Source organism: Pseudoxanthomonas sp. LjRoot143 (assembly GCF_964252945.1).
In the GTDB taxonomy this organism is placed as follows: domain Bacteria; phylum Pseudomonadota; class Gammaproteobacteria; order Xanthomonadales; family Xanthomonadaceae; genus Pseudoxanthomonas_A.
Genome location: NZ_CAXUPM020000001.1, coordinates 369,160 through 396,152 on the forward strand (window position 1 = coordinate 369,160; position 26,993 = coordinate 396,152).

Here is a 26,993-nt window from a genome sequence, read left to right on the forward strand (position 1 = left end):
GCGGCGTCCGCCGTCGTGGCATTCCTTGCCGGTCCCGCGCAGCCAGCCGTCGTCGGACGCTTTCCGCGCGCCCGGGCGGATGGCTTCACGTTGCTCGAGACGTTGCTGGTACTCGCGCTGATCGCGGCGGCGGGCATCCTCGCGGCCATGGTCTTCACGGGCGGCATGGACGGCATGCGGCTGCGCTCCGAATCCAAGGAGATCGCCGCGCAGCTCCGTTACACGCGGGCGCGCGCCATCGCGACCGGGCAACCGCAGCGCTTCCGCATCGACCCGCGTGCGCATGCCTGGGAAGCGGCGGGTGACCGTCGCGGTGACATCGACGACAGCCTGTCGGTGCGCTTCACCGGCGCGCGCGAGGCGCAGGCGCGTGCCGGGGAAGGGGGCGTACTGTTCTTCCCCGATGGCGGTTCCACCGGAGGCCGCATCACCCTGTCGGCCGGCACGGCGGCATGGAGCGTCGACGTGGGCTGGTTGACCGGAGAGACCCGGTTGTTGCGCGACGAAGTGCCGGCTCCATGATCGCGTCCCGCCGTCGCCAGCAAGGTTTTACCCTGCTCGAGGTGATCGTCGCGTTCGCCCTGTTGGCGCTCGCGCTGAGCCTGCTGCTCGGCTCGCTGTCCGGCGCGAGCCGGCAGGTGCGCGAATCGGCGGACAGCAGTCGCGCGACCCTGCATGCGCAGTCGCTGCTGGCGCAACTGGGCGCGGGAGAGGCGCTGCAGCCCGGACGGCAGCAGGGCAGTTTCGAAGGCGACCGTTACCGCTGGCAGCTCGACGTCGCGCCGTTCGCCGATCCGCTGGCGGCACGCGCGCAACTCGATCCGAGTGCCCCGCAACTGCTCGACGTGCGGCTGGCGGTGCGTTGGGGCAGCGAGCGTGGACAGGCGATGGAGTGGCGCACGCTGCGGTTGGCGCCGCGCGACATCAACCAGGCGGTGTCGCCGTGATGCGCGCGCGGACGCAGGGCTTCACGCTGATCGAGGTGCTGGTCGCGCTGGTGCTGATGGCCGCGGGCCTGGCGCTGGCCTTCGCGACGCTGCGCTCGTCCACTGCCGTGGTCACGCGCGGCGAGGACATGGCACAGGCGAGCGAACGCATGCGCGCGGTGCATGGTTACCTGCGCGGGCGGCTGGCGTCGGCGCAGCCGATCGTCTTCGCCACCGACCGGGGCACCCTGCGGCAGGCACGCTTCATCGGGACGCCGCAGCGCATGCGCTTCGTGGCCGACCTGCCGGATTACCTCGGCTACGGTGGCCCCTACCTGCACGAGCTGGTGGTCGACGACGCGGGGCGCCTGCAGGTGGCGTTCTCCGTCGCGCGCCCGGATGCGTCGCTGGAGGACATCGACCTTGCCGCGCGCGGGTTGCGCGCCGAACGGCTCGCCGATGGCCTGAAGGCGGTGCGTTTCCGCTATCGCGGCCTCGATGCGGACAACCGGCTCGGTCCCTGGCAGGACCGCTGGGAAACATCCGACATGCTGCCCCTGCAGGTGAAGGTGGAAATGGAGGCTGTACGTGGCGGTCGCTGGCCTGACCTGGTGGTGACGCTCGCGCGCAGCGAGGGCGGCGCGGGCGGCGGCCTGCTGCCGGGCGGCAACCCGTCGGTGCTTCCATGAAGCGCGTGCGCGGTGCGGCGTTGCTGCTCGTGCTGTGGCTGGTGGCGCTGCTCACCGCGCTGGTCGGCGCCTACGCCCTGACAGCGCGCATGGAGGCCTTGCAGGCGCGCGTGGGCAGCCGCGGTGCCCAGGCGCAGGAGATCGCGCGCGCCGGCATCGAGTACGCATTGGTGCGCGTGTCCGACCGCAATCCTGAAACGCACTGGCAACCCAATGGACGGGCGTACACCTGGACCTTCGATGGCCAGCAGGTACAGGTAAGCATCGTGGACGAGACCGGCAAGGTCGACCTGAACCAGGCCGACGTGCCCTTGCTGTCACGCCTGATGCAGGCGCTCGGCGAGCCGCCCGAGGTGGGCGATGCGCTCGCGGCGGCCATCGTCGACTGGCGCGACGGCGACAACCTGACCCAGCCGGTGGGCGGTGCGGAAGATGGCGACTACGCCGCGGCCGGACGCGACTACGGCGCCAAGGACGCGCCGTTCGAAACCATCGCGGAAGTCGAGCAGGTCCTCGGCATGACGCCGGCGCTCTATGCACGGCTGGCCCCGTTCCTGACCCTCTACTCGGGGCGCGCGCAACCGGATGCGATGTACGCGCAGGGCCCGGTGCTGGAGGCGATGGGCGTGGATTCGGTGGCGTGGCTGGCGCAACGCAATGCGGCGGGTGCCACGGTGAATCCCCAACTCGTCGGCACCGGCAGCGGCACGTATAGTATCGAGAGCCGCGCGCGGCTGGTCGATGGCCGCGAAGCGTCGTTGCGGACGGTGGTGCGCGCGGGTGCCAGCCCGGTACCGGGTTCGGCCTACACCTTGTTGCGCTGGGAGGAGGGAGCGTCACCACAATGAGCGGCGTACGCGACACCTTGCAGCGGCTCCGGGCACGGCTCGGGCCGGGCCCCCGCAGTTTCCTCGCGTGGTGGGGGCAGGCGCTGGCGACCTGGTTGCCGGCGCGCTGGCGCGTGCTGCTGGGGCTGACCGGCGACCGCCTGCTGTTCCAGCGCCAGGACGACCAGATCGAGATGACGTGGCTGGAAGGGTCGCAGCGGCACATGCTGGCGCGCTTGCCCGCCACCGTGACGCCGGACGAGTTGCGTGCGGTGCTGGGCACGCGGCTGACCGACCTCCCGCGCTGGTGGCTGGTTCCCTCGGGCATGGCGCTGCGTCGCCGCCTGCTGATGCCGGCCGCGGCGGCCGAGCGCTTGCAGGACGTGCTGAAATTCGAACTCGACCGGCAGACGCCGTTCACCGCCAACGAGGCGTGTTTCGATGCGCGCGTCATCGGCGTGCGCACGGACGGACAGCTCGATGTCGAACTGGCCGCCGTACCGATGGCGGCATTCGCCGGTGGCTTGGCGCAACTCGGCGCCCTTGCGGACGGGATGGCGGGCGCTGACGTGGAGGACGCCGACGGCGTGCCGCTGGGCGTGAACCTGCTGCCGGAATCCGCACGCGTGACGGCGCAGGCCCCGCAGCGTGGGCTGCATCGGGCGCTGGCGGCGGTGGCCGTGGTCGCGATCGTGTTCGCCGCCTGGGCGATGCTGGACAACCGGCGGGCCGCGGCCGATGCCTTCGCCGCACAGGTCGACGGCCGTGCCGACGCGGCACGCCAGGTAGCGGCGCAGCGGCAGCAGCTCGTCGATCTGGTCGCCGGTACGACGGTGTTGAACCAGACCAGCGCACGGCGCCCGACCGCCCTGGAAGTGATGGATGACGTCACCCGGCGCCTGCCCGACAACACCTATCTGGAGAAGCTCGCCATCGAGGGTGACCGGCTGACGTTGATCGGCTTCAGTCCGGAAGCCTCGGGCCTGGTGGCTCGCCTGCAAGGCTCGTCGCTGTGGCGCAACCCTGCGCTGAGCGGTGCGCTGCAGCCGGATCCGCGCACGCGGATGGACCGCTTCACCCTGACGGCCGAACTGCTGGGCAAGCAGGATCCGTCGGCCGCCACGGCAGGAGGTGCGAATGCCGCTGGCCGTGACTGACCGCGACCGCTGGCTGGCGCTGGCGCTGCTGCTGGTGGCGCTGCTGCTCGGCTATGCCCTGCTGGTGCACCCGTGGTGGACCGTGCCGATGCAGGAAGTGGGCGCCCGTGTGGACGAACTGCGTGACCGCGAGTTGCGCATCCGCACCCAGCTGCAGCAGGCGCCGGCGGTGCGGCGCGAACTCGACGCCGCGCTGGCGCAGCAGGCGCAGCGCCCGGGCTTCCTGCCGGAGGCGACGGTGGAACTGGCCACGGCGGGTCTCGTGCAGCGCCTGGAGGCCGTGGTCAAGCAGGCCAGCCCGGGCAACCGCAGTTGCGCGATCGCCAACCAGTCGCCCCTGGCGGTGGCCGGCCGCGAGGTCTACCCGCGCGTGGTGGTGCAGGTCCGTCTGCGTTGCGGTGCTCCCGAACTGGCCTCGGTGCTGCACCAGATCGAGTCCGGCAGCCCGCGACTGTTCGTCGAGAACCTCAACATCCTCGCGCAGCGCTACGCGTTCCAGGCCAGCGAAAGCGGTACCGGCGGACTGGACGTGAACTTCGACCTGTACGGCTATCTCAAGCCTTCCCCGGTCGTGGCCCAGGAGACGCCCGGTGCGCGCTGATACCTGGAACCTACGTACCGGGCTGCTCGCCGTCGTGGCGGGGTGGGCCGTGCTGGTGGCCGTGCTGGCCCTGTTCGGCCTGGGCGGCCGCATCACGCCGCTGCCTGCCGATCCGGCCCTGTTGCAGGCCTTGCCGCGCCTGCCCCCCAGTCCCCCTGAACGCCTGCAGGCGCTGGACCAGTACGCCGATGTCGGCGCGCGCCCGCTGTTTTCCGAAGATCGTCGCCCCAAGCCGTTCTTCCTGTCGGGCGACGAGGCGGCCGCCCCTGCGTTCGACCTGGTGCTGACCAGCGTGCTGATCACGCCGGCGCTGGAGCTGGCCATCGTGCAGCCCTCGCAGGGCGGGGAAGGCCTGCGGGTGAAGGTCGGTGAATCGCCGGCGGGGTTCCCCGGCTGGCAGTTGAGCGAACTGGGGCCGCGCCGGGCGGTGTTCGATGGGCCTGAAGGCCGCCGGGAGCTGGAACTGCGCGTCTTCGACGGCGCCGGCGGCCAGCCGCCGACGCAGATCCTCAGCCAGCCTCCTGTCGTGCCGCCTGCGGGTGTCGCACTACCGTCTGCGCCGGGGGGTGGCCGGCCCACCGGCGGCAACAACGCGCCCGCGGCGATGCCTGCCGCGCCCCCGTCCCCGATGCAGGTACCCGCCCCGGTCGCGATGACGCCCACCCTGCCGTCGCCATCCGCGACGGCGACCGCGCCCACGTCGACCACCGACGAGCAGATGGAAGCCATCCGCCAGCGCATCGAACAGCGCCGCGCGCAGCTGCGCCAGCAGCAGGCGCAACCCACCACGCCGCCGGCAACGCCCGGCAAGACACAGTAGAGTGCCGGCATGACGTTACGTGTGATCCTGTTTTCCCTCTGCCTGGGCCTGCTGGCCGGGTGCGCCAGCGCGCCCGTCGCGGAGATGCGCCGTGGGGCGACGACGCCGACGGGTGTCATGCCGGGCACTGCGCAGACCACGCCGCTGTCCGAGGCCGATGCACCGGAGACGGGTCCGCAGGCGCAGGTCCGGCGCGGCAACGGGCAGATGATCAACCGCAGCGCGGCCTCCGCGCCGCTGCCCTCGCTGGGCGGCGCGAGCAGCGGATCGGCCACCTTCAACTTCGAAGGCGAATCCGTGCACGCGGTGGTCAAGGCGATCCTCGGCGACATGCTGGGGCAGAACTACGTGATCGCGCCGGGCGTGCAGGGCACGGTCACGCTGGGCACGCCGAAGCCGGTATCGCCGGCCGAGGCGCTGAACCTGCTGGAGATGGTGCTCGGCTGGAACAACGCACGGCTGGTCTACAGCGGCGGGCGGTACAACATCATCCCGGCCGACCAGGCGCTCGCAGGCAGCGTGGCGCCGCGTACCGGCCCGGCCTCCAGCGCGCGCGGTTATGAAGTACGCGTGGTGCCGCTGCGCTTCATTTCCGCCAGCGAGATGAAGAAGGTGCTGGAGCCGTACGCGCGTCCGAACGCCATCGTCAGCATCGACGGCACCCGTAACGTCATTACCCTCGCGGGCACGCGGACCGAGCTGGAGAACTACCTGCGTACCGTCGAGATCTTCGACGTGGACTGGCTGTCCGGCATGTCGGTCGGCGTGTTCCCGCTGCAGTCGGGACGCGCGACCCGCGTGGTCGCCGACCTGGAAAAGGTGTTCGGCAACGACAGCAAGACGCCGAGCGCCGGCATGTTCCGCTTCATGCCGCTGGAAGGCGCCAATGCGGTGCTGGTGATCACCCCGCAGCCCGCCTACCTGGACCAGATCCAGCAGTGGCTGGAACGCATCGACGGCGCGGGCGAGGGCAGCCGGCTGTTCTCCTACGAACTGAAGTACATCAAGGCGCGCGAACTCGCGCAGCGGCTGTCGGAAGTGTTCGGATCCTCGGGCGGCAGCGGATCCGGCGACGAACGGTCGACTGGCGGCGCGGGCAACGTCTCGCTGATGCCGGGCACCGAACCCGTGCAGATCAACGACGGTGGCCTCAACGGCAACGGCGGCAGCGTGGACTTCGGCAGCAGCGGAAGCAGCGGCGGTACCGGGGGGCTGGGCAGTGGTTCGCTGTCGCTCAACCAGCGGGACAGCGGCAGCGGCGCGGTCACGCTGGAAGTCGACGGCAACCGCGTAGGCGTGGCGGCCGTCGAGGAAACCAACACGTTGCTTGTGCGCGCCAGCCCCAGCGCCTGGAACTCGATCCGCGAAGTCGTCGAGAAGCTCGACGTGATGCCGATGCAGGTGCACATCGAAGCGCAGATCGCAGAGGTCTCGCTGACCGGCGACCTGAGCTACGGCGTCAACTGGTACCTCGAGCGGGCGATGACCGACAACGGGCTGCCGAACTTCGCGGCGCCCGGTGGAGTGCCGGGCGTGAGCGGTCCCAGCAAGTGGAGCACGCTCGCCGGCAGCATCGGCGGCGTGAGCGGCGCCGGTGCCGTCTGGACGCTGGTCAAGAACGACGCCGCCGCGGTGATCACCGCGCTGGACGAAGTCAGCGACGTGCGCCTGCTGCAGACGCCCTCCGTGTTCGTCCGCAACAACGCCGAGGCCACCCTGAACGTCGGCAGCCGCATTCCGATCTCGTCGGTGACCGTCAATCCGGGGCTCGGCACGGACAACACCTTCAGCCAGGTGCAGTACCTGGACACCGGCGTGATCCTGAAGGTACGCCCGCGCGTCACCCGCGATGGCATGGTGTTCCTGGACATCGTGCAGGAAGTCAGCTCGCCGGGCAGCGAGCCCGATGCCAACGGCAACGTACGCATCAACACGCGCCGCATGAAGACCGAGGCCGCGGTGGAAGCCGGACAGACGGTGATGCTGGCGGGCCTCATCAGCGACAGCGCCACGGAAGGATCCGCCGGCATTCCCGGCCTCAGTCGCTTGCCGGTGATCGGTGCGCTGTTCGGCAGGAAGTCCACCAGCAGCGAGCGTAGCGAGGTGATCGTGCTGATCACCCCGACGATCGTCCGCAACCCGCAGGAAGCGCGCAACCTGACCGACGAGTACGGCCAGCGTTTCCGTGCCCTGGACCCGCTCTACGCACCGCCCAAGAAGTGACCCCCGGTAGCGCATCGCCCCTGCCTGTCGTCCTGTTGCCGGTCGGCACGGACGACGATGCCCTGGATGCCTGCCTGGGTGCGCTCGATGCCGGCACGCCCGCCGGCACGCGCGTGTGGCTGGCGGACGACGCGCAGGCGGGGCCGCGGGGCTTGGCCATCATCGAACGCTGGCTGGCCCGCACCGCGTTGCAGGCCGATTACACGCGCCGGCCGCGGATGGTCGGCGAGGTGGCGCACGTCGACGAGATGCTGTCCGCCTGTGGCGACGCCGATGTGGTGCTGCTTGCCCCCGATGCCCAGCCGCTGCCGGGCTGGCTGCATCAACTGTCCGCCTGCCTGGCGCGCGATGCCGCCATCGCCACGGCCACGCCGTGGTGCAACGCCGGCGAAACCGCGGCATGGCCGCGGCTCGGCGAGGTGATGCCGCCGCCCGAGGATCGCGAGCGCACGGCGCTGGCTTGCGCGGCGCTTCCGCCCCTGCATCCCGAACTGCCGGCCGCCGTCGCACACGCGGTGGTGCTGCGCGGCAGTGCGCGCAAGCGCGTCGGCGGACTGGACGCCGTGAGTTTCGCTTCGTGGTACGCGGCGCTGGTCGATCTGTCGCTTCGCCTCTCCGGCCTGGGCTGGCGCAACGTGCTGTGCGAGACCGCCTTCGTCGCGCGCGGTGGAGAAGGCGGTCCCGCCGATGGCGACATGGATGCATTGAACGCGCGCTGGCCCACGTTCACGCCGCGGCTGGCGACCTTCCTGATGGAGGATCCCCTGCGAGAGCCGCGCGAACGCCTGCATGCGCTGTATGCCCAAGCGGATTCGCCGGAGCGCCAGCGTGATCTCTTCGGCTGAGATGCCCGGCATCGCTGCGGTGGTGGTGACGCACGAGAGCGCGTCCAGCATCGACGATTGCCTGATGCGTCTGCGCGTCGCGCATGGCGTGCACGAGATCCGCGTGGTCGACAATGCGTCGACCGACGACACCATGGAGATCGTGCAGCGGCACGCATTGCAGGATGCGCGCCTGCGCTTCATCGCCAATCCGGACAATCCCGGCTTCGCGGTCGGCTGCAACCAGGGCGCCCGCGACACGCACGTCCCCTGGCTGGCGTTCGTCAATCCCGACCTGATGGTCGAGGCGGACACGTTGTCGCGGCTGCGCGCCCATGCATGCGCGGTCGCCGGCGAGATCGTGCTCGGCGTCGATCTGGTCGACGAGGACGGCGTGCGCGATGCGGCCGCGCGTCGCCGGGACCCCGTGTTCGCGGCGATGCTGCGTTCGCCCGGCGCGGCGTCGAGGCTGGGCGCACCCGTCGATGAAGGTCGGGCGCTGCAGCCCGTCGACATCATCTCGGGTGCGTTGATGCTGATGCCGCGTGCGCTGTTCGACCGGATCGGCGGGTTCGATGAAGGCTACCGGCTGCACGCCGAGGACATGGACCTGTGCCGGCGCGCGCGGGATGCGGGAGCGGTGGTTGCCGTCGCGAACGACATCCGCGTCCTGCACCTCCGCGGCGTTTCCAGCCGCGCACGCCCGGTGTTCGTGGAGTGGCACAAGCACCGCGGCCTGTGGCGCTACTTCCGCAAGTTCGAGGCGGCGCAGCGCGGTCCGTTCGCGCGCATGGGCGTATTCGCCGCCATCTGGATGCATTTCGGTGCGGTGCTGGCGCGGATCCTGCTGCGCCGGCGCTGACGGACGCTAGTCGCCGGATAGCCGGTGACCGTGTCCACGCAATGCCTGCAGGGCCGTCTCGAGCTGCGGTTCCTGCACGAGCACGTAGTCGGTGTCGAAGGTGGAGATCGCGAAGATGCCCACACCGGTCGCCGCCAGCGGATCCAGCACGGCCTTGAGGATGCCGGTCAGCGCGAAGTCGAACGGCCCCTGCAGCTTGAACATGCGCCAGCCGCGCTGGCAGCGCACGTCCCCGGGCACCTGCGTTTCTTCGCAGACCAGCGACAGTTCGTCGTCGGTCCAGCCGGCGTGGCGCATGCCGGTCGTGGGCCACCAGGGGGGGAGCGGCGCGTCGGCGGGCAGTTGCGCCACCGCGTAGCGACCGGGCACCAGCAGCAGGGTCAGTGAAGGCGTCGTCATCCTGCGCGTCCGTTCCACCAGAACAGCGCGTTGACTGTCAGCACGACGACGACGGTGTAGACCAGCGACAACGGGCCGCCGACACGCCACAGCTGGCGCGAGGTGTAGTTGGCGGGGCCCACGATCATCGAGATCACCGGGTTGGACGCGGTCATCAGGTTGTTGGACGCCGACAACGCCACGATCAGCGCGAAGGCCGTGGGGTTGCCGCCCGCCGCGAGCGCGAGGTTGATCGCCATGGGCACCATCACGATGGTGGCGCCGACATGGCTGATGACCAGCGAGAACGCGGTGGTCAGCAGCGCGATGGCGATCTCCAGCACCCACACGGGGATGCCCTCCGGCAGCCGCTCGACCGTATGCCCGGCCACCCACGCCGCCGCGCCACTGCTGTCCATCGCCCAGCCGAGCGGGATCAGGCCGGCCATCAGGAACACCGTCTTCCAGTTGATCGCGCCGTAGGCTTCGTCCATGCGCAGCACGCCGGTCAGCAGCATGCCGGCCACGCCGGTCATCAGCGTCAGCGCGACCGGCAGCTTGGAGGTCAGCGCGATGATGATGGTGATGGCGAAGATCGTCATGGCGATCTTGAACTTGTGGGGACGCTGTTCGCCCTTCGGATAGTCGGTCACCACCACGAAGTCGCGGCTCTCCGCCGCCAGCCCCAGGTCCTGCCAGATGCTGTGGAACACCAGCATGTCGCCGGCGCGCAGCTTTTCGTCGCGCACGTTCTCGCGGATGACCTTCTTGTCGCGGTTGATCGCCAGCAGGCTGATGCCGTTCTGCTTGCGCAGGCGCAGCTCACGCGCGGTCTTGCCGATGAACTTCGAGGTGGGCGGCACCACCGCCTCGGAGATGCCGGCGCGGCTGGGATTGAACAGGTCGCCGAAGTGGCGCAGGCGCGAGGACATGCGCAGGAACTGGTTCTGCGCGAAGTCGCTGATGTCCTGCCGCGCGCCCATCACGCCCAGCACGCTGCCTACCCAGATGCGCATGTCCGCCGGCGGCGACAGGCGCGTGTCGTTGCCGGTCTGCAGTGCGAGCATCAGCGGCGCATCGTGCAGGGCTTCGGCCTCGCCCAGCGACATGCCGACCAGCGGGCTCTCCGCGCTGACCACCAGTTCGAACACGTCGCCTTCGATGCCGTAGGTGTTGGCGAAGTAGCTCTCGGTGCGCGCCGGCGTCACCGCGCCGTCGCTGTCCTGCGTTTCTTCCTTGAGCTTGCGGTCGCCGTAGTAGCGGAAGTACACCAGCGAGGCGATCACCAGCGCCAGGCCGATCGGCCACGGCGCGAACATGCGCAGCGGCTCCAGCGTGGCCATGCCCGAGGGCAGGTTGTTGTTCGCCGAGACCAGCAGATCGTTGAGCAGGATCAGCGGCGAGTTGCCGACCATGGTGAACGCGCCGCCCATGACGATGGCCGCGGCGATCGGCAGCAGCAGCCGCTGCATCGACAGGCCGGTCCGCGAGGACAGGCGCGAGGCGACCGGCATGAACAGGGCCATCACCGACGGGTTCTGCATGAAGGACGAGTTGAGGCTGGCGATGGCGGTGGTCATCAGCAGCAGGCGCTGCTCGATGCCATGCCCGCGGCGCAGCAGCCACGAGGCCAGCCGGTTCAGCGCGCCGGTACGGTCCAGGCCGGCGCCTAGGATCATCGTGGCGATGATGCTCATCACCGCGTTGCCGGAGAAGCCGCCGAAGATTTCCTCCGGCGCGATCAGGCCGGTGATGCCCAGCACCACCAGCACCACCAGCGCCACCAGGTCGGCGCGGATGCGCTCGAACAGGAACATCGCCATCGTGAAGCCGACCAGCCCGAGGACGAGCTTCATGTCGTTGGTCAGCGTCAGCGCGTTTTCCATGTCGCGGTCGGTTTCCTGGTGCGTGCTGCGGTGTTACTCGCGGTCGTACAGAAGATCCCACACGCCGTGGCCGAGCTTCTGGCCGCGGGTCTCGAAATGCGTCTGGGGTCGCCAGTCGGGGCGCGGCACGCTGCCGCGCAGGCCGGCGCGGTTGCTCAGACCCGGGGTCGCGTCCAGCACGTCCCACATGTGCTCGGCGTAGGCTTCCCAGTCGGTGGCGCAATGCAAGCGGCCGCCGGAGCGCAGCTTGCGCGTGATGAGCGCCGCGAACGCGGGCTGCACCAGGCGGCGCTTGTTGTGGCGCTTCTTGTGCCACGGGTCGGGAAAATAGATGCGCACTTCGTCCAGCGAGCCGTCGGCGACTTCGTGCTGCAGCACTTCCACCGCATCGTGGTGGTAAATGCGCACGTGGTCGCTGCCGTCCTCGGCCAGCGCGTTCAACAGCCGGCCGACGCCGGGCGCATGCACTTCCAGGCCGATGTAGTCGCGCGCCTTGTCGTGGGCGGCGGCGAAGCGCAGCGCCTCGCCGTTGCCGAAGCCGATCTCCAGCACGCGCGGCGCGGAACGTCCGAACGCCGCGTCGTAATCGCGCGGTGCGCCGGTGTACTCCAGCCCGAAGCGTGGCCATTGCGTGTCGAAAGCCCGCTGCTGCGCATCGGTGAAGCGGCCCTGGCGCAGTACGAAGCTGCGGATTTCACGCCGGCCTTCGGTCGGGGTGAAAGGCTTGGGCGGCGTCTTCGCGCCAGGGCTGGAAAACGGATCGGTCATCAGCCGATCAGGCCGTCGATCGGGCTGGAGGCCGAGGCGTTGCGCTTGCGCGGGATGCGGCCGGCCAGGAAGGCTTCGCGGCCGGCTTCGACGGCCTTGCGCATGGCGCTGGCCATCAGCACGGGATGCTTCGCGCCGGCGATGGCGGTGTTCATCAGCACACCGTCACAGCCCAGCTCCATCGCGATGGCGGCATCGGACGCGGTGCCGACGCCGGCATCGACCAGCACGGGTACTTTCGCGTTCTCGATGATTTCCAGCAGGTTGTACTTGTTCTGTACGCCCAGGCCGGAGCCGATCGGCGCGGCCAGCGGCATCACCGCCACGCAGCCGATCTCTTCCAGGCGGCGGGCGACGATGGGGTCGTCGCTGGTGTAGACCATCACCTGGAACCCGTCGGCCACCAGTGTCTCGGCAGCAGCCAGCGTCTGCACGACGTCGGGATAGAGGGTCTTCTCGTCGCCCAGTACTTCCAGCTTCACCAGGGTGTGGCCGTCGAGCAGTTCGCGCGCCAGCCGGCAGGTGCGCACCGCGTCGGCCGCGGTGTAGCAGCCGGCGGTGTTGGGCAGGATCGTGTACTTGTACGGCGGCAGCACGTCGAGCAGGTTGGGCTCGTTGGGCGATTGGCCGAGGTTGGTGCGGCGGATGGCGACGGTGACGATCTCGGCGCCCGCGGCCTCGGTGGCCAGACGGGTTTCCTCGAAGTCCTTGAACTTGCCGGTGCCGGTCAGCAGGCGGGAACGGTAGGTCTTGCCCGCGATCACCAGCGGGTCATGGGGGGCGGTGTTCGACATGCGGCGATTATCGCCCATGTGACGCCGATGCGTCCCGTCGATGGCGACCCTGGCGCTCAGCCGCCGCCGAGCGCGTGCACGATCTCGACGCGGTCGCCGGCCTGCAGCAGGTGCTGCGCGTGCTGTCCGCGCGGGATGATCTCGCCGTTGACCTCGATGGCCACGCGGCGCTCGGCCAGGCCCTGCGACTGGAGAAGGGTGGCGATGGTGCTCTGCTCGGGCAGCGCCTGCGGCTGCCCATTCAACTGGATGTCCATCCCGGCATTGTCGCCGATGGTGCGGCGGCTTGCCGCATTGCAGCGTGTACCCCGGCGGGCTTGGTGGAACGATGCGCGCCATGCGCAGCCGTACGGCAGAGCCGGCGCGCAGCCCATCCATTCCTTGCCCCGGAGATTCCATGAAGCGTTCCTTCTCGCCCGTCCGCTCCCTGCTGGCCGTCGCGCTGGCGGTGGCGGCTGCTCCCGCACTGGCAGGCGACAGCCCGTATTCCCAGACGATCTTCTTCGGCGACAGCCTCACCGACTCGGGCCATTTCCGCCCGGCGCTGATCCAGGCGATCGGCCCGAACGGCGCCATCCTCGGCCGCTTCACCACCAACCCCGGCCAGGTCTGGTCCGAGTACATGGCCGAGTACTACGGCACCGGCGCCGGCAGCGCCAACCAGGGCGGCACCAACTACGCCGTCGGCGGCGCGCGCGTGGGCACCAACACCTCGGGCGCGCTGGGTCCGATCCCGTCGATGACCTCGCAGCTGACCAGCTACCTGTCCGCCAATGGCGGCCGCGCCGATCCGAATGCGCTGTACACCGTCTGGGGTGGCGCCAACGACCTGTTCGCCGTCGTGGGGGGCGCGCCGGCGCAGACCACGATCGGCGGTGCCGTCACCGCGCAGGTCGGCATCATCGGTACGCTGCAGAACGCCGGTGCCCGCTACATCCTGGTGCCGACGATCCCCGACCTCGGCGTGACGCCGCAGTTCCGCGCGGGCGGGCCGACGGCGCAGGCCACCGGCACGCAGCTGGCCACCACCTACAACAGCGCGCTGTTCGGTGCCCTCAACACCGCCGGCCTGCGCATCATTCCGCTGGATACTTTCACGCTGCTGCGCGAGATCGTGGCGAGCCCGGCGGAATACGGCTTCGGCAACGTCACCGGTACCGCCTGCAACCCGCAGATCACCGCCTCGTCGGTCACCTGCAGTCCGCTGAACTACGCCACCCCGAACGCGGCCGATGTCTACGCCTTCGCCGACGGCGTGCACCCGTCGTCCAAGGCGCACGAGATCCTGTCGCAATACGCGGTGTCGGTGCTGGAAGGCCCGCGCCAGATCGCGCTGCTGCCTTACACCGCGTCGGTGCATGGCCGCGCGCGTGCCGATCGCGTGGCATCCCATGTCGCCGGCAAGCCGGAAGCCGATGGCATGCGCTGGTGGGGCGACGTGCGTGGTGATTTCCTGCGCTACGACGATGGCAACCTGTACGACGGTGCGGGCCCAGCGGGTACGTTCGGCGTCGACTGGTCGCGGGGCTCCTGGGTGTATGGCGGCTTCGCCGGCTACGGCCGGGCGAAGTACGACTTCGGCCTGCGCCGCGGCAGCTTCGATGAGTCCGATGCCACGATCGGCGGTTTCGCCGGCTGGTACGGCGACCACCTGTGGGCGAACGCGCAGGTCAGCTACAGCTGGATCTCCTACGACATCGACCGCGAAGTGCAGCTCGGTGGGGTGACGCGTCGCCACAGCGGCTCGCCGGACGGCACCAACCTGACCGTCGGCGCCAGCGCCGGCTACGAGTTCGGCGAAGGCGCGTTCCGCCACGGTCCGGTGGTGAGCGTGGTGTCGCAGACCATCGAGATGGACGGCTACAGCGAGAGCAACGTCAATTCGACCGCGCTGGCGTACCCGGACCAGGACTTCGATTCGCTGATCGGCAGCGCTGGTTGGCAGGTCAGCTATGCGATCAACGATCACCTGCAGCCATACGCCCGCCTCACGGTGGACCGCGAGTTCGAGGATCCGGCCGCGGAAGTGTTCGCCCAGTCGCTGTCGATGCCGGGCACGGCGCCCTACGCGGTGCCGGGCCTGGATACCGACGACAGCTACGGCACGCTGCTGCTGGGTGCGCGCACCAAGCTGTTCGGGTTCGACGCCAACCTGGGCGTCAACACCACGGTCAACCAGGGCGGTGGCACCAACACCACCGCCTTCATGACCTTGAGCGGCGGCTTCTGATGCACGCCGGGCAATGCGGTGCCCACCACGGGCGCCGCATTGCCTTGCCGCGCGCCGCGGCATAGACTCGCGCCATCGTGCGGGTGTAGTTCAATGGTAGAACTGCAGCTTCCCAAGCTGCTAGCGTGGGTTCGATTCCCATCACCCGCTCCATCCCGCCCCCTTCTCCTGTCATCGTCCCCGCTTCCGGGCGTGGCATGCTGTGCGGGACCCACGTGACCGACTCCCCATGAAGCTCGCCATCCTGTCGCGCAACGGCAAGCTGTACTCGACGCGTCGCCTGGTCGAAGCAGCGCGTCAGCGCGGGCACACGGTGCGCGTGCTGGATCCGCTGCGCTGCTACATGCGCATCTCGTCCAGCGGATTCCAGCTGCGTTACAAGGGGCGATCGCTCGCGGGCTACGACGCCGTCATTCCCCGCATCGGTGCGTCGATCACGCGTTACGGCACCGCGGTGCTGCGCCAGTTCGAACTGATGGGCACCTACAGCCCCAATCCTTCCGACGCGATCCTGAGGGCGCGCGACAAGCTGCGCGCCCACCAGTTGCTGGCCGCGCAAGGCATCGATCTGCCGGTCACCGTCTTCGGCGACAACCCGGACGACACGGCCGATCTGCTGTCGATGCTGGGGCCGCCCCCGCACGTGATCAAGTTGAACGAGGGCGCGCAGGGTGCCGGCGTGATGCTGACCGAGAAGCCCTCCGCCTCCCGCAGCGTCGTGGAAGCCCTGCGGGGCCTGTACGCCAGCTTCGTGGTGCAGGAGTTCATCGGCGAGGCCGAAGGCGCCGACCTGCGCTGTTTCGTGGTGGGCGACGAGGTGGTGGCGTCGATGCGCCGGCAGGCGCCGGAGGGCGATTTCCGCTCCAACCTCCATCGCGGCGGGACGGCACTGCTTGCCGAGGCCACGGAGGAGGAGCGTGCGGTGGCCATCCGGGCGGCGAGAGTGCTGGGGCTCGGCGTCGCCGGGGTGGACCTGATCCGCGCCCAGCGAGGGCCGCTGGTGCTGGAGGTGAATTCGACCCCCGGCCTGGAAGGCATCGAGGGGGTCTGCGGCGTGGACGTCGCCGGGCGCATCGTCGATTACCTCGCTGCCCGGGCTGAATAGGGCTCGCGACCGTTTCACGTGACCTCGAGTCGATATTTCACACAGAATTAACGCGCTCTTTAACGGTGGTTTAATCGAAAACCGCGTAGCCTTGTCCGGACCGAAGCTCTGCGTTCCTCCCGGTGGATACATCTGGAAAGCACAGGATTACGGTAATCGGGGCAATTGTTTGGCCCAGGCGGGCGACCACCCGCCTGGGCCTTGTTTTATCCGGGCGCCGTGACGCCGATGCCACTTGCCGCCCCGTCCCGCGCTGGATAAATTCGGTAACTCTCACTACGGAAAGGACGCATGATGCGCCGCTCGATTCTCGCTGCATTGGTGGCACTGGCTTTCGTGGCCGCCGCCCATGCCGCCCCCCGCGACAAACCCCAGAAGGCGCAGGCGCTTGATCTCAACAAGCCGCTGCCCGAGCAGGTCGAACTGATCCAGAAGCAACTCGACGACGGCGAAACCTACGCCGAGATCGCGGCTGCGGATCGCGCCAGCGTCAAGGAGTCGCTCGGCAGGCTCGCGGCGATCGTCAACGAGAACGGCGGTTCGCTCAACCCGCAGCAGAAGACGCAGCTGCTGAACGAGCAAAACACCATCAACCAGATCCTGTCGCAGGCTGCCGCCGACAGCCGGCTCGTGTGCCGTCGTGAAGCGCAGATCGGTTCGCTGCGTACCACCACGCAGTGCAAGACGGTGGCCGAGCGCCGCCGCGACGCCCAGGAAGCGCAGGAAACCATGCGCCGCAATCCGTCGGGCACTTTCAACAAGGGGAGCTGAGCCCGGTGCGCATCCTCGTCATCGAAGACAACAGCGACATCGCCGCCAACCTCGGCGACTACCTGGAGGAGCGGGGGCATACCGTCGACTTCGCGGCCGACGGCGTGACCGGTCTGCACCTGGCGGTGGTGCATGAGTTCGATGCGATCGTCCTCGACCTCAACCTGCCGGGCATGGATGGCCTGGAAGTCTGCCGCAAGCTCCGCAACGAAGCGCGCAAGCAGACGCCCGTGCTGATGCTGACCGCGCGCGATTCGCTGGACAACAAGCTGGCAGGCTTCGATTCCGGTGCCGACGACTACCTGATCAAGCCGTTCGCGCTGCAGGAAGTCGAAGTCCGCCTCAATGCGCTGTCGCGCCGCGGCAAGGGCGTGCAGACGCGCGTGCTGGAGGTCGGCGAGCTGGAGTACAACCTCGACACGCTGGAGGTGCGTCGCCAGGCCAAGCTGCTGCAGCTGAACCCGACGGCGCTGAAAATCCTGCAGGCGCTGATGGAAGCCTCGCCCGCCGTGGTGACGCGCCAGGAACTGGAAACGCGCGTCTGGGGCGAAGAGCTGCCGGATTCGGACTCCCTGCGCGTGCACATCCACGGCCTGCGCGCCGTGGTGGACAAGCCGTTCGACTCGCCCTACATCCAGACGCGCCACGGCATCGGATACCGCATCGCCGCGCCCGATGCCAACAACTGAGTCGTCGAAACCCCGCCGCCACCGCCGCTTCCGGCGGCGGCTGCGCACCCGCATCATCCTGTCGTTCGTGCTGTTGGGCTTCGGCCTGACGGTCCTGTTCGCCTACGCGACGATCCTCGCGCGGCAGCGCGTGGAGGACCAGCTCGTCGAAGACGTGATGAATCGCAACCTCGACGAGTCCTGGCGAAGATTCATCCAGACCAATGGCAGGGTCGTCGGCGCGCCCGTCGAGCAGATCAAGGCGTACTACTACCTCCCGGACAAGTTCGAGAGTGTCCGGGTCAATCGGCCCGAGTGGTATGCGTTGCCGGATGGCATCCACAGCATCACCGCCATGGGCGACGACGGACGGCCGTCGCTGTACAAGCTCGGCGTCCGGAAGACGCCGCAGGTATGGTTCTTCATCGCTTACGACATGGGCCAGACCGCGCGTGCCGAGGTGCAGTTCAAGCGGACGGTGTACGGCTCGATCCTCCTGTTCACGGCGTTCTCGCTGGTCGTGGGGTGGTGGTCGGCCTCCCGCGTGATGAGTCCGGTCTCCGAGCTGGCGGCGCGGCTCCGCGCGTATCGCGGCAGCAGCAACCCGAGGCCGCTCGCGCCGCACTTTCCGCAGGACGAAGTGGGTGAACTGGCGAAGGCGCTGGACGACTATTCCGGGCGCCTGACCGAGGTGGTGCAGCGCGACCGCGAGTTCAACGCCGACGTCAGCCACGAACTGCGCACGCCGCTGGCCATCATCCGTGGCTCGGTCGAGCTGATGCTGTCGCGGCCGGACATGGACGAGAAGACGCGTATCCGCATCCAGCGCATCCAGCGCGCGGAACAGCAATGCACGGACCTGATCAGTGCGCTGCTGCTGCTGTCCCGCAACGAGCGCGGGCATGGCAACACCGATGTCGCGCGCGTCGTCGACCAGTTGCTGGACGCGCATCGCGCGACATTGGGCGGCAAGCCGCTGGTGCTGCGTGTCGAAGGCGAGGGCGGCGTGACTGTCGACTCGCCCGAGGCCGCACTGTCGGTCGCACTGGGCAACCTGATCGGCAACGCGGTGAAGTACACCAAGGAAGGCGAGGTCGTCGTGCGCCTGTTGCCGGATGCCGTGGAAGTCATCGACTCCGGCCCCGGCCTGAGCAAGGAGGATGCGGCGCGCCTGTTTGAGCGCGGGTACCGCGGTACCCACGCCGGCCATTCGCAGGGCGGTGGCATCGGCCTGTCCATCGTCAGTCGCCTGTGCGCGTTGTACGGATGGCAGGTGGGCGTGCGCCCGGGAGAACCGAAGGGCGTGGTGGCCACGTTGCGGTTCTCGCCGGATCGTGGTGCGCCGCCCGACGAACAGCCGCGCGACGCCTGACGGCGGACGTCGTTACAGGGTGATCCAGAAACAGTTGTAGGCGCGTCGCAGCCCGAAGGTCGTGTCGGCAGGCGTCGCGCTGTTCTTCAGCGTCTGCACCACGCGCAGTCCGACAGGACGTTGCCGTTGGGTGGTGGTCTGCGGGTAGTAGCCATCCCGGTTGGCATCGACCACCGCGCCGTCGGTATCGAGCACCGGCGCGGGGGCGGGACGGATGGGGACGATGTCGACCAGCGGGCGTTGCGCGACCACGTCCAGCCGATCGAGGATGCGCAGCGCGCCGGCGTCCGAGGTGCCGGTCCAGTGGTAGATCCCGGCAAGGCGGTTCACGTCCTGCGCCTGGATGGCGGACGACACCTGCATCACCAGATCACTGAGCGTCCGCGAGCAGCCGCCGCGATAAAGCGCGCCAGTGGCGACCGTGCTGGTGGTCGTAGGTAAGCGATCCATGGCGCCGACATCCTCGCAGCGCTTGTCGGTGTAGACCGTCTCGCCGGACATCGTGGTGCAGCGGTGCACACCTTGCTGCTGTGCTTTTGCCCCGGGTGCGCCGAGCCACGCGGGCGCGAGCAGGCAGACCATGGCAAGGAAGGGAACGGAACGCATGGCGCAGACTAATCCGCTACGCGGATCCGGTCATGGCTGGCGCGCACGGATTGGCGTTGTCGTTCACCTGCCGGTCGGATGACCGGCGGGGTGTCAGGCGGACCAGCCCAGTCGCGACAGTACGGTCTGCGTGGGCTTGGCGAGATTGAGCGTGTAGAAATGCAGCGACGGCGCGCCGCCGGCCACAAGCCGTTCGCACAGGTTGGCCACCACGTCGGCACCGAAATCGCGGATCGCGTCGGCGTCGTCGCCCAGCGCCTGCATGCGCTTGCCAACCCAGCGCGGGATTTCCGCACCGCAGGCTTCGGAGAAGCGGCGCAGCTGCGCGAAGTTCGAGATCGGCATGATGCCGGGGATGATCGGGATCTCCACGCCGAGCTTGCGCACCGCCTCGACGAAGTGGAAATACGCGTCGGGGTTGTAGAAATACTGCGTGATCGCGCCATCGGCGCCCGCGTCGACCTTGGCCTTGAAATGGCGCAGGTCGGTGAGTGCGTCTTCCGCTTGCGGATGCGTCTCGGGATAGGCGCCGACTTCGATATGGAACGTGTCGCCGTGTTCGGCGCGGATGAACTCGATCAGTTCCGAGGCATAGCGCAGGTCGCCGGGATGACCCATACCGGACGGCAGGTCGCCGCGCAGCGCGACGATGCGCTTGCAGCCGAGCGCCCGGTACAGCCGCAGCAGTTCGCGGATTTCCTCGCGGCTGCCGCCCACGCATGACAGGTGCGGCGCGGCATCGAAGCCGTGGTGCTGGTTGAGGTGGCGGACCGTCTCGGAGGTGTAGCTGAGCGTGGAGCCGCCGGCGCCGAACGTGCACGACACGTACTCGGGCGCATGCGCCTTCAGCTTGTCCGCGGTGCGGTCGAGCTGCGCGCGCTGCTCATCGGTCTTGGGGGGGTAGAACTCGAACGAAACCGGGATCGGCATGGAGAGGCCCCGAGGGGCAGGCGCATCCCCGCGCCTGCCGTGGATCGAGAGGGCGGCGTGGCGCCGCCCCCGTGCACTGCGTCGATCAGTAGCGGTAGTGGTCCGGCTTGTACGGGCCGTCCTGTGAAACGCCGAGGTAGTCGGCCTGGTCCTTGGTGAGCTTCGTCAGCTTCACGCCGATCTTCTCCAGGTGCAGGCGCGCGACTTCCTCGTCGAGCTGCTTGGGCAGGATGTACACCTTCGATTCGTACGCATCCTTGTTCGCCCACAGGTCGATCTGCGCGAGGGTCTGGTTCGAGAACGAGTTCGACATCACGAAGCTCGGGTGGCCGGTGGCGCAGCCGAGGTTCACCAGGCGGCCTTCGGCGAGCAGGAAGATCGCGTTGCCGTTGCCGAAGGTGAACTTGTCGACCTGCGGCTTGATGTTGGTGCGCGTGGCACCCGACGCGTACAGCGCATCGACCTGGATCTCGTTGTCGAAGTGGCCGATGTTGCAGACGATCGCCTGATCCTTCATCGCCTTCATGTGGGCGAGGGTGATGATGTCCTTGTTGCCGGTGGTGGTGACATAGATGTCGGCGCGGCCGAGGGTGTCCTCTACGGTCGTGACTTCATAGCCTTCCATCGCCGCCTGCAGTGCGCAGATCGGGTCGATCTCCGTGACGATGACGCGGGCGCCGTAGGCGCGCAGCGACGCCGCCGAGCCCTTGCCGACGTCGCCGTAGCCGCAGACCACCGCGACCTTGCCGGCCAGCATCACGTCGAGTGCGCGCTTGAGGCCATCGGCCAGCGATTCGCGGCAGCCGTACAGGTTGTCGAACTTCGACTTGGTGACCGAGTCGTTGACGTTGATCGCCGGGATCAGCAGCTTGCCCTGTTCGGCCAGCTGGTAGAGACGATGCACGCCGGTGGTGGTTTCTTCCGACACGCCCTTCCAGTCCTTGACCACGCGGGTCCAGTAGCCAGGGCGCTCGCTGGCAACGCGCTTGAGCAGGTTCTTGATGACTTGTTCTTCATGCGAACCCGAAGCCGAGTTCACCCAGCTCTCGTCGCCCTGTTCCAGCTCATAACCCTTGTGGATCAGCAGGGTCACGTCACCGCCGTCGTCGACCACCAGCTCCGGGCCGGTCAAGGTGCCGTCGGCCAGGGTGAAGGTCAGCGCGTCGAGCGTGCAGTCCCAGTACTCCTCCAGCGTTTCGCCCTTCCACGCGAACACCGGCGTGCCGGTGGCGGCGATCGCGGCGGCGGCGTGGTCCTGGGTCGAGAAGATGTTGCACGAGGCCCAGCGCACGTCGGCGCCGATGTCCTTCAGCGTCTCGATCAGCACGGCGGTCTGGATGGTCATGTGCAGCGAGCCAGTCACGCGCACGCCCTTCAGCGGCGTGGTGGCGGCATGCTTGCGGCGGATCGACATCAGGCCGGGCATCTCGTGCTCGGCGATGTCGAGCTCCTTGCGGCCCCAGTCGGCCAGCGTGATGTCGGCGACCTTGTAGTCGCCCTCGGTCGAAAACGTGCGTACTGCGTTCATGGCATTGCTCCGGTCTGTGCGATCTGTGTCGCAGGTTAGCCGGGCGCCGTTGCAGGTTCATTCCACCGAGCCTGGCCGGACTATGTGGAAAGTCTGCACAGGGATGTGCAGGCTTGCGGAAGGATCCGCACATGTCACGGTCGCAGCGCCCCTCGGCGAAGGGCGGCCATTATATCTCTTGTTCCGGATGAAACGATGGCGCACGGCTCCATGTGATCGGTTAGGCTTCGGATTGCTGCCTTGCAGCAGACCAGTTGTCCATCGGGACAATACCAATCACGACCAAACGAACGACGGGAACCACGCCGCGCGCATGAACAGCCCCCGCAGTCTCGAATTCGCCCCGCCCGATGTTCCCCTGCGTGAGGACGTGCGCCGGCTGGGCGCGCTGGTCGGCGACATGCTGGCCGAACAGGTATCACCCGAATTCCTGGCCGAGGTGGAACGGGTGCGCACCACCGCGATCGCGCGCCGCCAGGCGGGTGAGCCGCCGCAATCGCTGGCCGGACTGCTTGAGGGCCAGGCGCCGGAGCAGGCGGAGTCGCTGATCCGTGCGTTCAGTACCTACTTCCAGGTGGTGAACATCGCCGAGCGCGTGCACCGCATCCGTCGCCGCCGCGACTACCAGCGCGCCGGCAGCGCACGGCCGCAGCCGGACGGCCTGCACGACACGCTGGCCAAGCTCAAGGCGCAGGGCGTGACCCTGGAGGAACTGGCCGACTGGCTGCCGCGGATCGACGTGGAGCCCGTGTTCACTGCGCATCCGACTGAAGCCGTACGCCGCGCGCTGCTCGAGAAGGAGCAGTTGATGGTCGCCAGCCTGATCAACGGGCTGGATGGCACGCGCACGCCCGGCGAACTGGCCACCGATATCGCGCGTTTCCGCATGGCGCTGACGTCGGCGTGGCAGACCTCGGACTCCTCGCCGGTCCGCCCCGGCGTCGAGGACGAACGCGAACACGTCGGTTTCTACCTGGTCGAAGTGCTCTACCGCGTCATCCCGGTGCTGTACGAGACCTTCGAGAACGCGATCACCGACGTTTACGGTGCGGCGCCGCAGGTCACCGCGCATCTGCCGCGCGTGCTGCGGTTCGGCACCTGGGTCGGCGGCGACATGGACGGCAATCCGAACGTCGATGCCGGCACGATCACCGCCACGCTGGATGCCCAGCGCCGCATGATCCTGACGCGGTACCTGAAGGAACTGCGCCAGCTCACCACGCTGCTCAGCCAGTCCACCTCCGTCATCGGGGTGTCGCCGGAGGTGCTGGCACGGGTGGACGAGTACCGTGCGCTGCTGCCGGAGGCCGCGAAGAAGTCGCGTCCGCGCCACGGCGACATGCCATACCGCCTGCTCAACGACCTGATGCGTGCGCGCCTGCAGGCGACGCTGGAGGACAAGCCGGCGGCCTATGCGTCGCCAGAGGAACTCGCGGGCGACGTCGATCTGATCCTTCATAGTCTCGAAGCGAACCGCGGCATCCACGCGGGCTGGTTCGCGATTCGGCGGCTGGCCTGGCGGGTGCGGACGTTCGGCTTCCATCTGGCGCGGCTGGACGTGCGCCAGGAGTCCAGCGTGCACGCGCGTGCGGTCGCGGCCGCGCTTGGCGATGCCGACTGGGAGGAACGCGATGCCGTCGAGCGTGCGGCGCTGCTCGGCCCCTACGCCAGTGGCGAGACCGCGCTGCCGGCGTCTGACCAGGAGGGCAACGAACGCCTCGATGCAGTCTTCCGCGCGCTGGCCGATGCGCGCGCGCGGCATGGTACCGATGCCCTGGGCACCTACATCATCAGCATGGCGCACAGTCGCGCCGATGTGCTGACGGTGCTGGCGCTCGCGCGGCGCGGTGGCCTGGTCGACGACGCAGGGCAGGTGCCCCTGGATATCGCGCCGCTGTTCGAAACCATCGACGACCTGGGCCATGGCACCGGGGTGCTGCGCGACCTGCTGGCCGACCCGGTCTACCGCGCCCATCTCGCCGCGCGCGGCAACGTCCAGATGGTGATGCTGGGCTATTCCGACAGCGGCAAGGACGGCGGCATCGCGGCCTCGCGCTGGGGGCTGCAGCGGGCGCAGGTGGAACTGGTCGATGCCGCGCAGGAACTGGGCATCAGGCTGACCTTCTTCCACGGCCGCGGCGGTTCGATCATCCGCGGTGGCGGCAAGACCACGCGTGCGCTGGAAGCGGCGCCGCGCGGCAGTGTCGACGGACGCCTGCGGGTGACCGAACAGGGCGAGGTGATCCACCGCAAGTACGGCATCCGTGCGCTCGCGCTGCGTTCGTTGGAGCAGGCGGTCGGCGCCGTGCTGCTGTCCAGCGTGCGCCCGCGTCCGCCGGAACCGCGCGAAGCGCGCTGGCGCGACATCATGGCGCTCGTCGCCGATCAAAGTTCGCAAGCGTACCGCGCCTTCGTGCAGTCGCCGCGCTTCATGGACTACTTCCGCACGGCCACGCCGATCGACGTGATCGAGCGGATGACGCTGGGCTCTCGCCCGTCGCGTCGGCTGGGACAGGACGCGGCGCTGGGCAACCTGCGCGCGATTCCCTGGGTGTTCGCGTGGAGCCAGGCGCGGGCGGTGATTCCGGGCTGGTACGGCGTCGGCACCGGCCTGCAGGCGGCGGTGGACACGTACGGCGAGGACGCGCTGAAGGAAATGGCCCGCGACTGGCCGTTCTTCAAGACCTTCCTCGACGACGTGTCGATGGTGCTGGCGAAAGGCGACCTGAGCATCGCCGAGATGTACTCGAAGATGTCCGGCGATCTGCACGGCGAGTTCTTCCCGCGCGTGCAGCGCGAGCATGCGTCGGTGCTGCGCTGGGTGCTGGCGCTCAATGGCAACGACTGGCTGCTCCAGCACGACCAGCGGCTGGCGCTGTCGATCCGCTTGCGCAATCCTTACATCGACCCGATCAGCGTGATGCAGGCCGACCTGCTGAAGCGCTGGCGCGACAGCGACCGCGAGGACGACGCGCTGCTGCATGCGCTGGTCGCCAGCATCAACGGCGTGTCGCAGGGCGTGCAGAACACCGGGTGAGCACAGGGGTAAGTGGTGTGGGATGTGGGAGCGACGTAAGTCGCGATGGAACATCGGTAATGCTTCATCGCGACTTACGTCGCTCCCACACCTGATTCAAAGCTTCCTGACTTAACCATCCAGCTCCGACCAGCGCTGGTAAGCGTGGTCCAGCTCGGCCTGTTTCGCGGCCAACTCGTCGTTCGCGCGCTGCAGATCGGCGGGCGACTGCTGGTAGTAAGCGGCGCCGTTCATGGCTTCGGTACGCGTGGCGATGTCGCTCTCCAGTGCCTCAATGCGCCCCGGCAGCTGCTCCAGTTCGCGCTGCTCCTTGAAGCCCAGCTTGCGCTTGGCGGCGACCGGTTCGGGCTGCTTCGACAACGCAGGTTTGACCGGCACGGCGGTGCTGGCGGCAACCGAGGGCGCGCGACGCTGGCGCAGCCAGTCCGAATAGCCGCCGACGTAATCGCCCAGCCGGCCTTCGCCTTCCAGCACCAGTGTGCTGGTGACCACGTTGTCGAGGAAGTCGCGGTCGTGGCTGACCAGCAGCAGCGTGCCCTTGTAGTCCAGCAGCAGTTCTTCCAGCAGCTCCAGCGTTTCCACGTCCAGGTCGTTGGTCGGTTCGTCCATCACCAGCAGGTTGGACGCCTGCGCGAACAGCTTGGCCAGCAGCAGGCGGTTGCGCTCGCCGCCGGACAGGCGGGTGATCGGCGCTCGGGCGCGCTCGGGCGAGAACAGGAAGTCCTGCAGGTAGCCGATCACGTGCTTGCGGCTGCCATTGATCTCGACGAAATCGCTGCCTTCGGCGACGTTCTCCAGCGCGGTGCGCGACTCGTCCAGCTGGCTGCGGTGCTGGTCGAAATAGGCGATCTGCAGGCCGGTGCCCAGCTTCACTTCGCCCTGCTGCGGGGCCAGTTCGCCCAGCAGGATCTTCAACAGCGTCGACTTGCCGGCGCCGTTCGGCCCGATGATGCCGACGCGGTCGCCGCGCATGATCGTCGCCGACACATCGTCCAGCAGCGTGCGGCCGTCGTAGGCCTGGGTGACGCCGGTGGCCTCGATGACCTTCTTGCCGGAGGCCTGCGCGGCGGCGGCCTCCATCTTGACGTTCCCGGACAGCTCGCGGCGCTGTGCGCGTTCGCGACGCATCGCCTTCAACGCGGTGACGCGACCTTCATTGCGGGTGCGGCGCGCCTTGATGCCCTGGCGGATCCAGACTTCTTCCTGCGCCAGCAGCTTGTCGAAGCGCGCGTTTTCCTGCGCCTCGGCATGCAGCCGCTCTTCGCGGCGGCGCAGGTAGTTGTCGTAATCGCCCGGCCAACTGGTCAGCTGGCCGCGGTCGATCTCGAGGATGCGCGTGGCCAGCGAGCGCAGGAAGCTGCGGTCGTGGGTGACGAACACGATGCTGCCGCCGAACGACTTCAGAAAACCTTCCAGCCAGGCGATCGCCTCGATGTCGAGGTGGTTGGTCGGTTCGTCCAGCAGCAGGATGTCGGGTTCGCGGACCAGCGCCTGCGCCAGCAGCACGCGCCGCTTCATGCCGCCGGACAGCGCGGCGAAGTCGGTCTCCTCGGGCAGTTCCAGCCGTTCGAGTACCTGCTGCACGCGGCGATCCAGGTCCCAGCCGTTGCGCGCTTCGATCTGCGCCTGCGCCTCGCCCATCGCGTCCATGTCGCCGTCGTGCAGCGCGTGGTGGTAAAGCGCGAGCAGATGACCGAGGTCGCCCAGTCCTTCGGCCACCACATCGAACACCGTGCCCTGGGTGTCCTGCGGGACTTCCTGCGCCATGCGCGCGACGACCACGCCGTTCTGCACGCGGATCTCGCCGTCGTCGGGTTTGAGTTCGCCGGCCATCAGGCGCATCAGCGTGGATTTGCCCATGCCGTTGCGGCCGACGATGCAGACGCGCTCGCCGGGTTCGATGGACAGGTCGACGTGTTCGAGGAGGAGCGGCCCGCCGACGCTGAAGTCGACCCGCTGGAATTGCATCAGGGACATGCGCCCATTGTAGC

Annotated in this window: 25 protein-coding genes, 1 tRNA gene and 1 riboswitch; of the genes, 17 read left to right on the forward strand and 9 right to left on the reverse strand. The window is 68.6% G+C overall.

Annotated features, from left to right (window positions below; genetic code table 11):
• Positions 1–15 precede the first annotated feature (15 nt).
• From xpsH to ACSQ1W_RS01720, 10 genes are read left to right on the forward strand one after another with little or no spacing between them, the layout of a single operon-like run.
• Positions 16–522 (forward strand): type II secretion system protein XpsH, encoded by a 507-nt coding sequence (gene xpsH, locus ACSQ1W_RS01675; protein ID WP_436041415.1) that lies wholly within the window; start codon positions 16–18, stop codon positions 520–522.
• On the forward strand, positions 519–947 hold the full coding sequence (xpsI, locus tag ACSQ1W_RS01680) for a type II secretion system protein XpsI (protein ID WP_436041416.1): 429 nt from the start codon (positions 519–521) through the stop codon (positions 945–947). The genes xpsH and xpsI overlap by 4 nt, the downstream gene beginning before the upstream one ends.
• On the forward strand, positions 944–1,615 hold the full coding sequence (locus ACSQ1W_RS01685) for a prepilin-type N-terminal cleavage/methylation domain-containing protein (RefSeq protein WP_436041417.1): 672 nt from the start codon (positions 944–946) through the stop codon (positions 1,613–1,615). Before xpsI ends, ACSQ1W_RS01685 begins: the two co-directional genes overlap by 4 nt.
• Positions 1,612–2,463 (forward strand): general secretion pathway protein GspK, encoded by an 852-nt coding sequence (locus ACSQ1W_RS01690; RefSeq protein ID WP_436041418.1) that lies wholly within the window; start codon positions 1,612–1,614, stop codon positions 2,461–2,463. Before ACSQ1W_RS01685 ends, ACSQ1W_RS01690 begins: the two co-directional genes overlap by 4 nt.
• Positions 2,460–3,599, forward strand: a complete 1,140-nt coding sequence (locus ACSQ1W_RS01695; protein WP_436041419.1) for a PilN domain-containing protein — start codon at positions 2,460–2,462, stop codon at positions 3,597–3,599. Before ACSQ1W_RS01690 ends, ACSQ1W_RS01695 begins: the two co-directional genes overlap by 4 nt.
• Entirely contained in the window at positions 3,580–4,200 is a 621-nt protein-coding gene (gspM, locus tag ACSQ1W_RS01700; protein ID WP_192270403.1) for a type II secretion system protein GspM, read from the forward strand. Before ACSQ1W_RS01695 ends, gspM begins: the two co-directional genes overlap by 20 nt.
• Entirely contained in the window at positions 4,190–5,020 is an 831-nt protein-coding gene (locus tag ACSQ1W_RS01705) for a type II secretion system protein XpsN (RefSeq protein ID WP_436041420.1), read from the forward strand. Before gspM ends, ACSQ1W_RS01705 begins: the two co-directional genes overlap by 11 nt.
• A 9-nt stretch (positions 5,021–5,029) precedes the next feature.
• Positions 5,030–7,243, forward strand: coding sequence for a type II secretion system secretin GspD (gene gspD / locus ACSQ1W_RS01710; protein WP_436041421.1), 2,214 nt, complete (start codon positions 5,030–5,032; stop codon positions 7,241–7,243).
• Positions 7,240–8,088 carry a glycosyltransferase family 2 protein gene (locus ACSQ1W_RS01715; protein WP_436041422.1) on the forward strand — a complete coding sequence of 283 codons (849 nt, stop codon included), beginning with the start codon at positions 7,240–7,242 and terminating at the stop codon, positions 8,086–8,088. Before gspD ends, ACSQ1W_RS01715 begins: the two co-directional genes overlap by 4 nt.
• Position 8,089: 1 nt before the next feature.
• Positions 8,090–8,929, forward strand: a complete 840-nt coding sequence (locus ACSQ1W_RS01720) for a glycosyltransferase family 2 protein (protein WP_436046049.1) — start codon at positions 8,090–8,092, stop codon at positions 8,927–8,929.
• A gap of 6 nt (positions 8,930–8,935) precedes the next feature.
• On the opposite strand, the gene ACSQ1W_RS01725 is transcribed toward ACSQ1W_RS01720, so the two are convergent.
• Genes ACSQ1W_RS01725 through thiS form a run of 5 tightly spaced genes read right to left on the reverse strand, consistent with a single transcriptional unit; the run spans position 8,936 to position 13,012 of the window.
• Complete coding sequence (locus ACSQ1W_RS01725; protein WP_436041423.1) at positions 8,936–9,328, reverse strand: ACT domain-containing protein; 393 nt, start codon at positions 9,326–9,328, stop codon at positions 8,936–8,938.
• Positions 9,325–11,193, reverse strand: coding sequence for an SLC13 family permease (locus tag ACSQ1W_RS01730; RefSeq protein ID WP_436041424.1), 1,869 nt, complete (start codon positions 11,191–11,193; stop codon positions 9,325–9,327). Before ACSQ1W_RS01730 ends, ACSQ1W_RS01725 begins: the two co-directional genes overlap by 4 nt.
• A 33-nt stretch (positions 11,194–11,226) precedes the next feature.
• Entirely contained in the window at positions 11,227–11,961 is a 735-nt protein-coding gene (gene trmB / locus ACSQ1W_RS01735; protein WP_436041425.1) for a tRNA (guanosine(46)-N7)-methyltransferase TrmB, read from the reverse strand.
• Positions 11,961–12,755: a thiazole synthase gene (locus tag ACSQ1W_RS01740; RefSeq protein WP_436041426.1), complete on the reverse strand. Its 795-nt coding sequence runs from the start codon at positions 12,753–12,755 to the stop codon at positions 11,961–11,963. The genes trmB and ACSQ1W_RS01740 overlap by 1 nt, the downstream gene beginning before the upstream one ends.
• A 56-nt stretch (positions 12,756–12,811) precedes the next feature.
• Positions 12,812–13,012: a sulfur carrier protein ThiS gene (gene thiS, locus ACSQ1W_RS01745; protein WP_436041427.1), complete on the reverse strand. Its 201-nt coding sequence runs from the start codon at positions 13,010–13,012 to the stop codon at positions 12,812–12,814.
• A gap of 173 nt (positions 13,013–13,185) precedes the next feature.
• On the opposite strand from thiS, the gene ACSQ1W_RS01750 reads away from it, so the two are divergent.
• From ACSQ1W_RS01750 to ACSQ1W_RS01775, 6 genes are all read left to right on the forward strand, one after another.
• Positions 13,186–14,985 carry an autotransporter domain-containing protein gene (locus tag ACSQ1W_RS01750; protein WP_436046051.1) on the forward strand — a complete coding sequence of 600 codons (1,800 nt, stop codon included), beginning with the start codon at positions 13,186–13,188 and terminating at the stop codon, positions 14,983–14,985.
• A gap of 79 nt (positions 14,986–15,064) precedes the next feature.
• A tRNA-Gly gene (locus ACSQ1W_RS01755) sits at positions 15,065–15,138 on the forward strand.
• 76 nt (positions 15,139–15,214) lie between these two features.
• On the forward strand, positions 15,215–16,090 hold the full coding sequence (gene rimK, locus ACSQ1W_RS01760; RefSeq protein WP_436041428.1) for a 30S ribosomal protein S6--L-glutamate ligase: 876 nt from the start codon (positions 15,215–15,217) through the stop codon (positions 16,088–16,090).
• Positions 16,091–16,381: 291 nt separating this feature from the next.
• Positions 16,382–16,861: a hypothetical protein gene (locus ACSQ1W_RS01765; protein WP_436041429.1), complete on the forward strand. Its 480-nt coding sequence runs from the start codon at positions 16,382–16,384 to the stop codon at positions 16,859–16,861.
• Between the two features lie 5 nt (positions 16,862–16,866).
• Positions 16,867–17,550: a response regulator gene (locus ACSQ1W_RS01770; RefSeq protein ID WP_192270384.1), complete on the forward strand. Its 684-nt coding sequence runs from the start codon at positions 16,867–16,869 to the stop codon at positions 17,548–17,550.
• On the forward strand, positions 17,537–18,901 hold the full coding sequence (locus ACSQ1W_RS01775; RefSeq protein ID WP_436041430.1) for a sensor histidine kinase: 1,365 nt from the start codon (positions 17,537–17,539) through the stop codon (positions 18,899–18,901). Before ACSQ1W_RS01770 ends, ACSQ1W_RS01775 begins: the two co-directional genes overlap by 14 nt.
• Before the next feature lie 12 nt (positions 18,902–18,913).
• On the opposite strand, the gene ACSQ1W_RS01780 is transcribed toward ACSQ1W_RS01775, so the two are convergent.
• The 3 genes from ACSQ1W_RS01780 to ahcY form a co-directional block, all read right to left on the reverse strand.
• Positions 18,914–19,507, reverse strand: coding sequence for a hypothetical protein (locus tag ACSQ1W_RS01780; RefSeq protein ID WP_192270380.1), 594 nt, complete (start codon positions 19,505–19,507; stop codon positions 18,914–18,916).
• 93 nt (positions 19,508–19,600) lie between these two features.
• Entirely contained in the window at positions 19,601–20,437 is an 837-nt protein-coding gene (gene metF / locus ACSQ1W_RS01785) for a methylenetetrahydrofolate reductase [NAD(P)H] (RefSeq protein WP_192270378.1), read from the reverse strand.
• A gap of 85 nt (positions 20,438–20,522) precedes the next feature.
• Positions 20,523–21,965 carry an adenosylhomocysteinase gene (ahcY, locus tag ACSQ1W_RS01790; protein ID WP_436041431.1) on the reverse strand — a complete coding sequence of 481 codons (1,443 nt, stop codon included), beginning with the start codon at positions 21,963–21,965 and terminating at the stop codon, positions 20,523–20,525.
• 34 nt (positions 21,966–21,999) lie between these two features.
• Positions 22,000–22,125, reverse strand: a riboswitch (S-adenosyl-L-homocysteine riboswitch).
• Positions 22,126–22,278: 153 nt separating this feature from the next.
• On the opposite strand from ahcY, the gene ppc reads away from it, so the two are divergent.
• Positions 22,279–25,002: a phosphoenolpyruvate carboxylase gene (gene ppc / locus ACSQ1W_RS01795; RefSeq protein ID WP_436041432.1), complete on the forward strand. Its 2,724-nt coding sequence runs from the start codon at positions 22,279–22,281 to the stop codon at positions 25,000–25,002.
• 111 nt (positions 25,003–25,113) lie between these two features.
• On the opposite strand, the gene ACSQ1W_RS01800 is transcribed toward ppc, so the two are convergent.
• The gene (locus tag ACSQ1W_RS01800; protein ID WP_436041433.1) at positions 25,114–26,979 is read right to left on the reverse strand and encodes an ATP-binding cassette domain-containing protein; all 1,866 of its coding nucleotides are present in this window, start codon (positions 26,977–26,979) and stop codon (positions 25,114–25,116) included.
• Between the last annotated feature and the right edge of the window lie 14 nt (positions 26,980–26,993).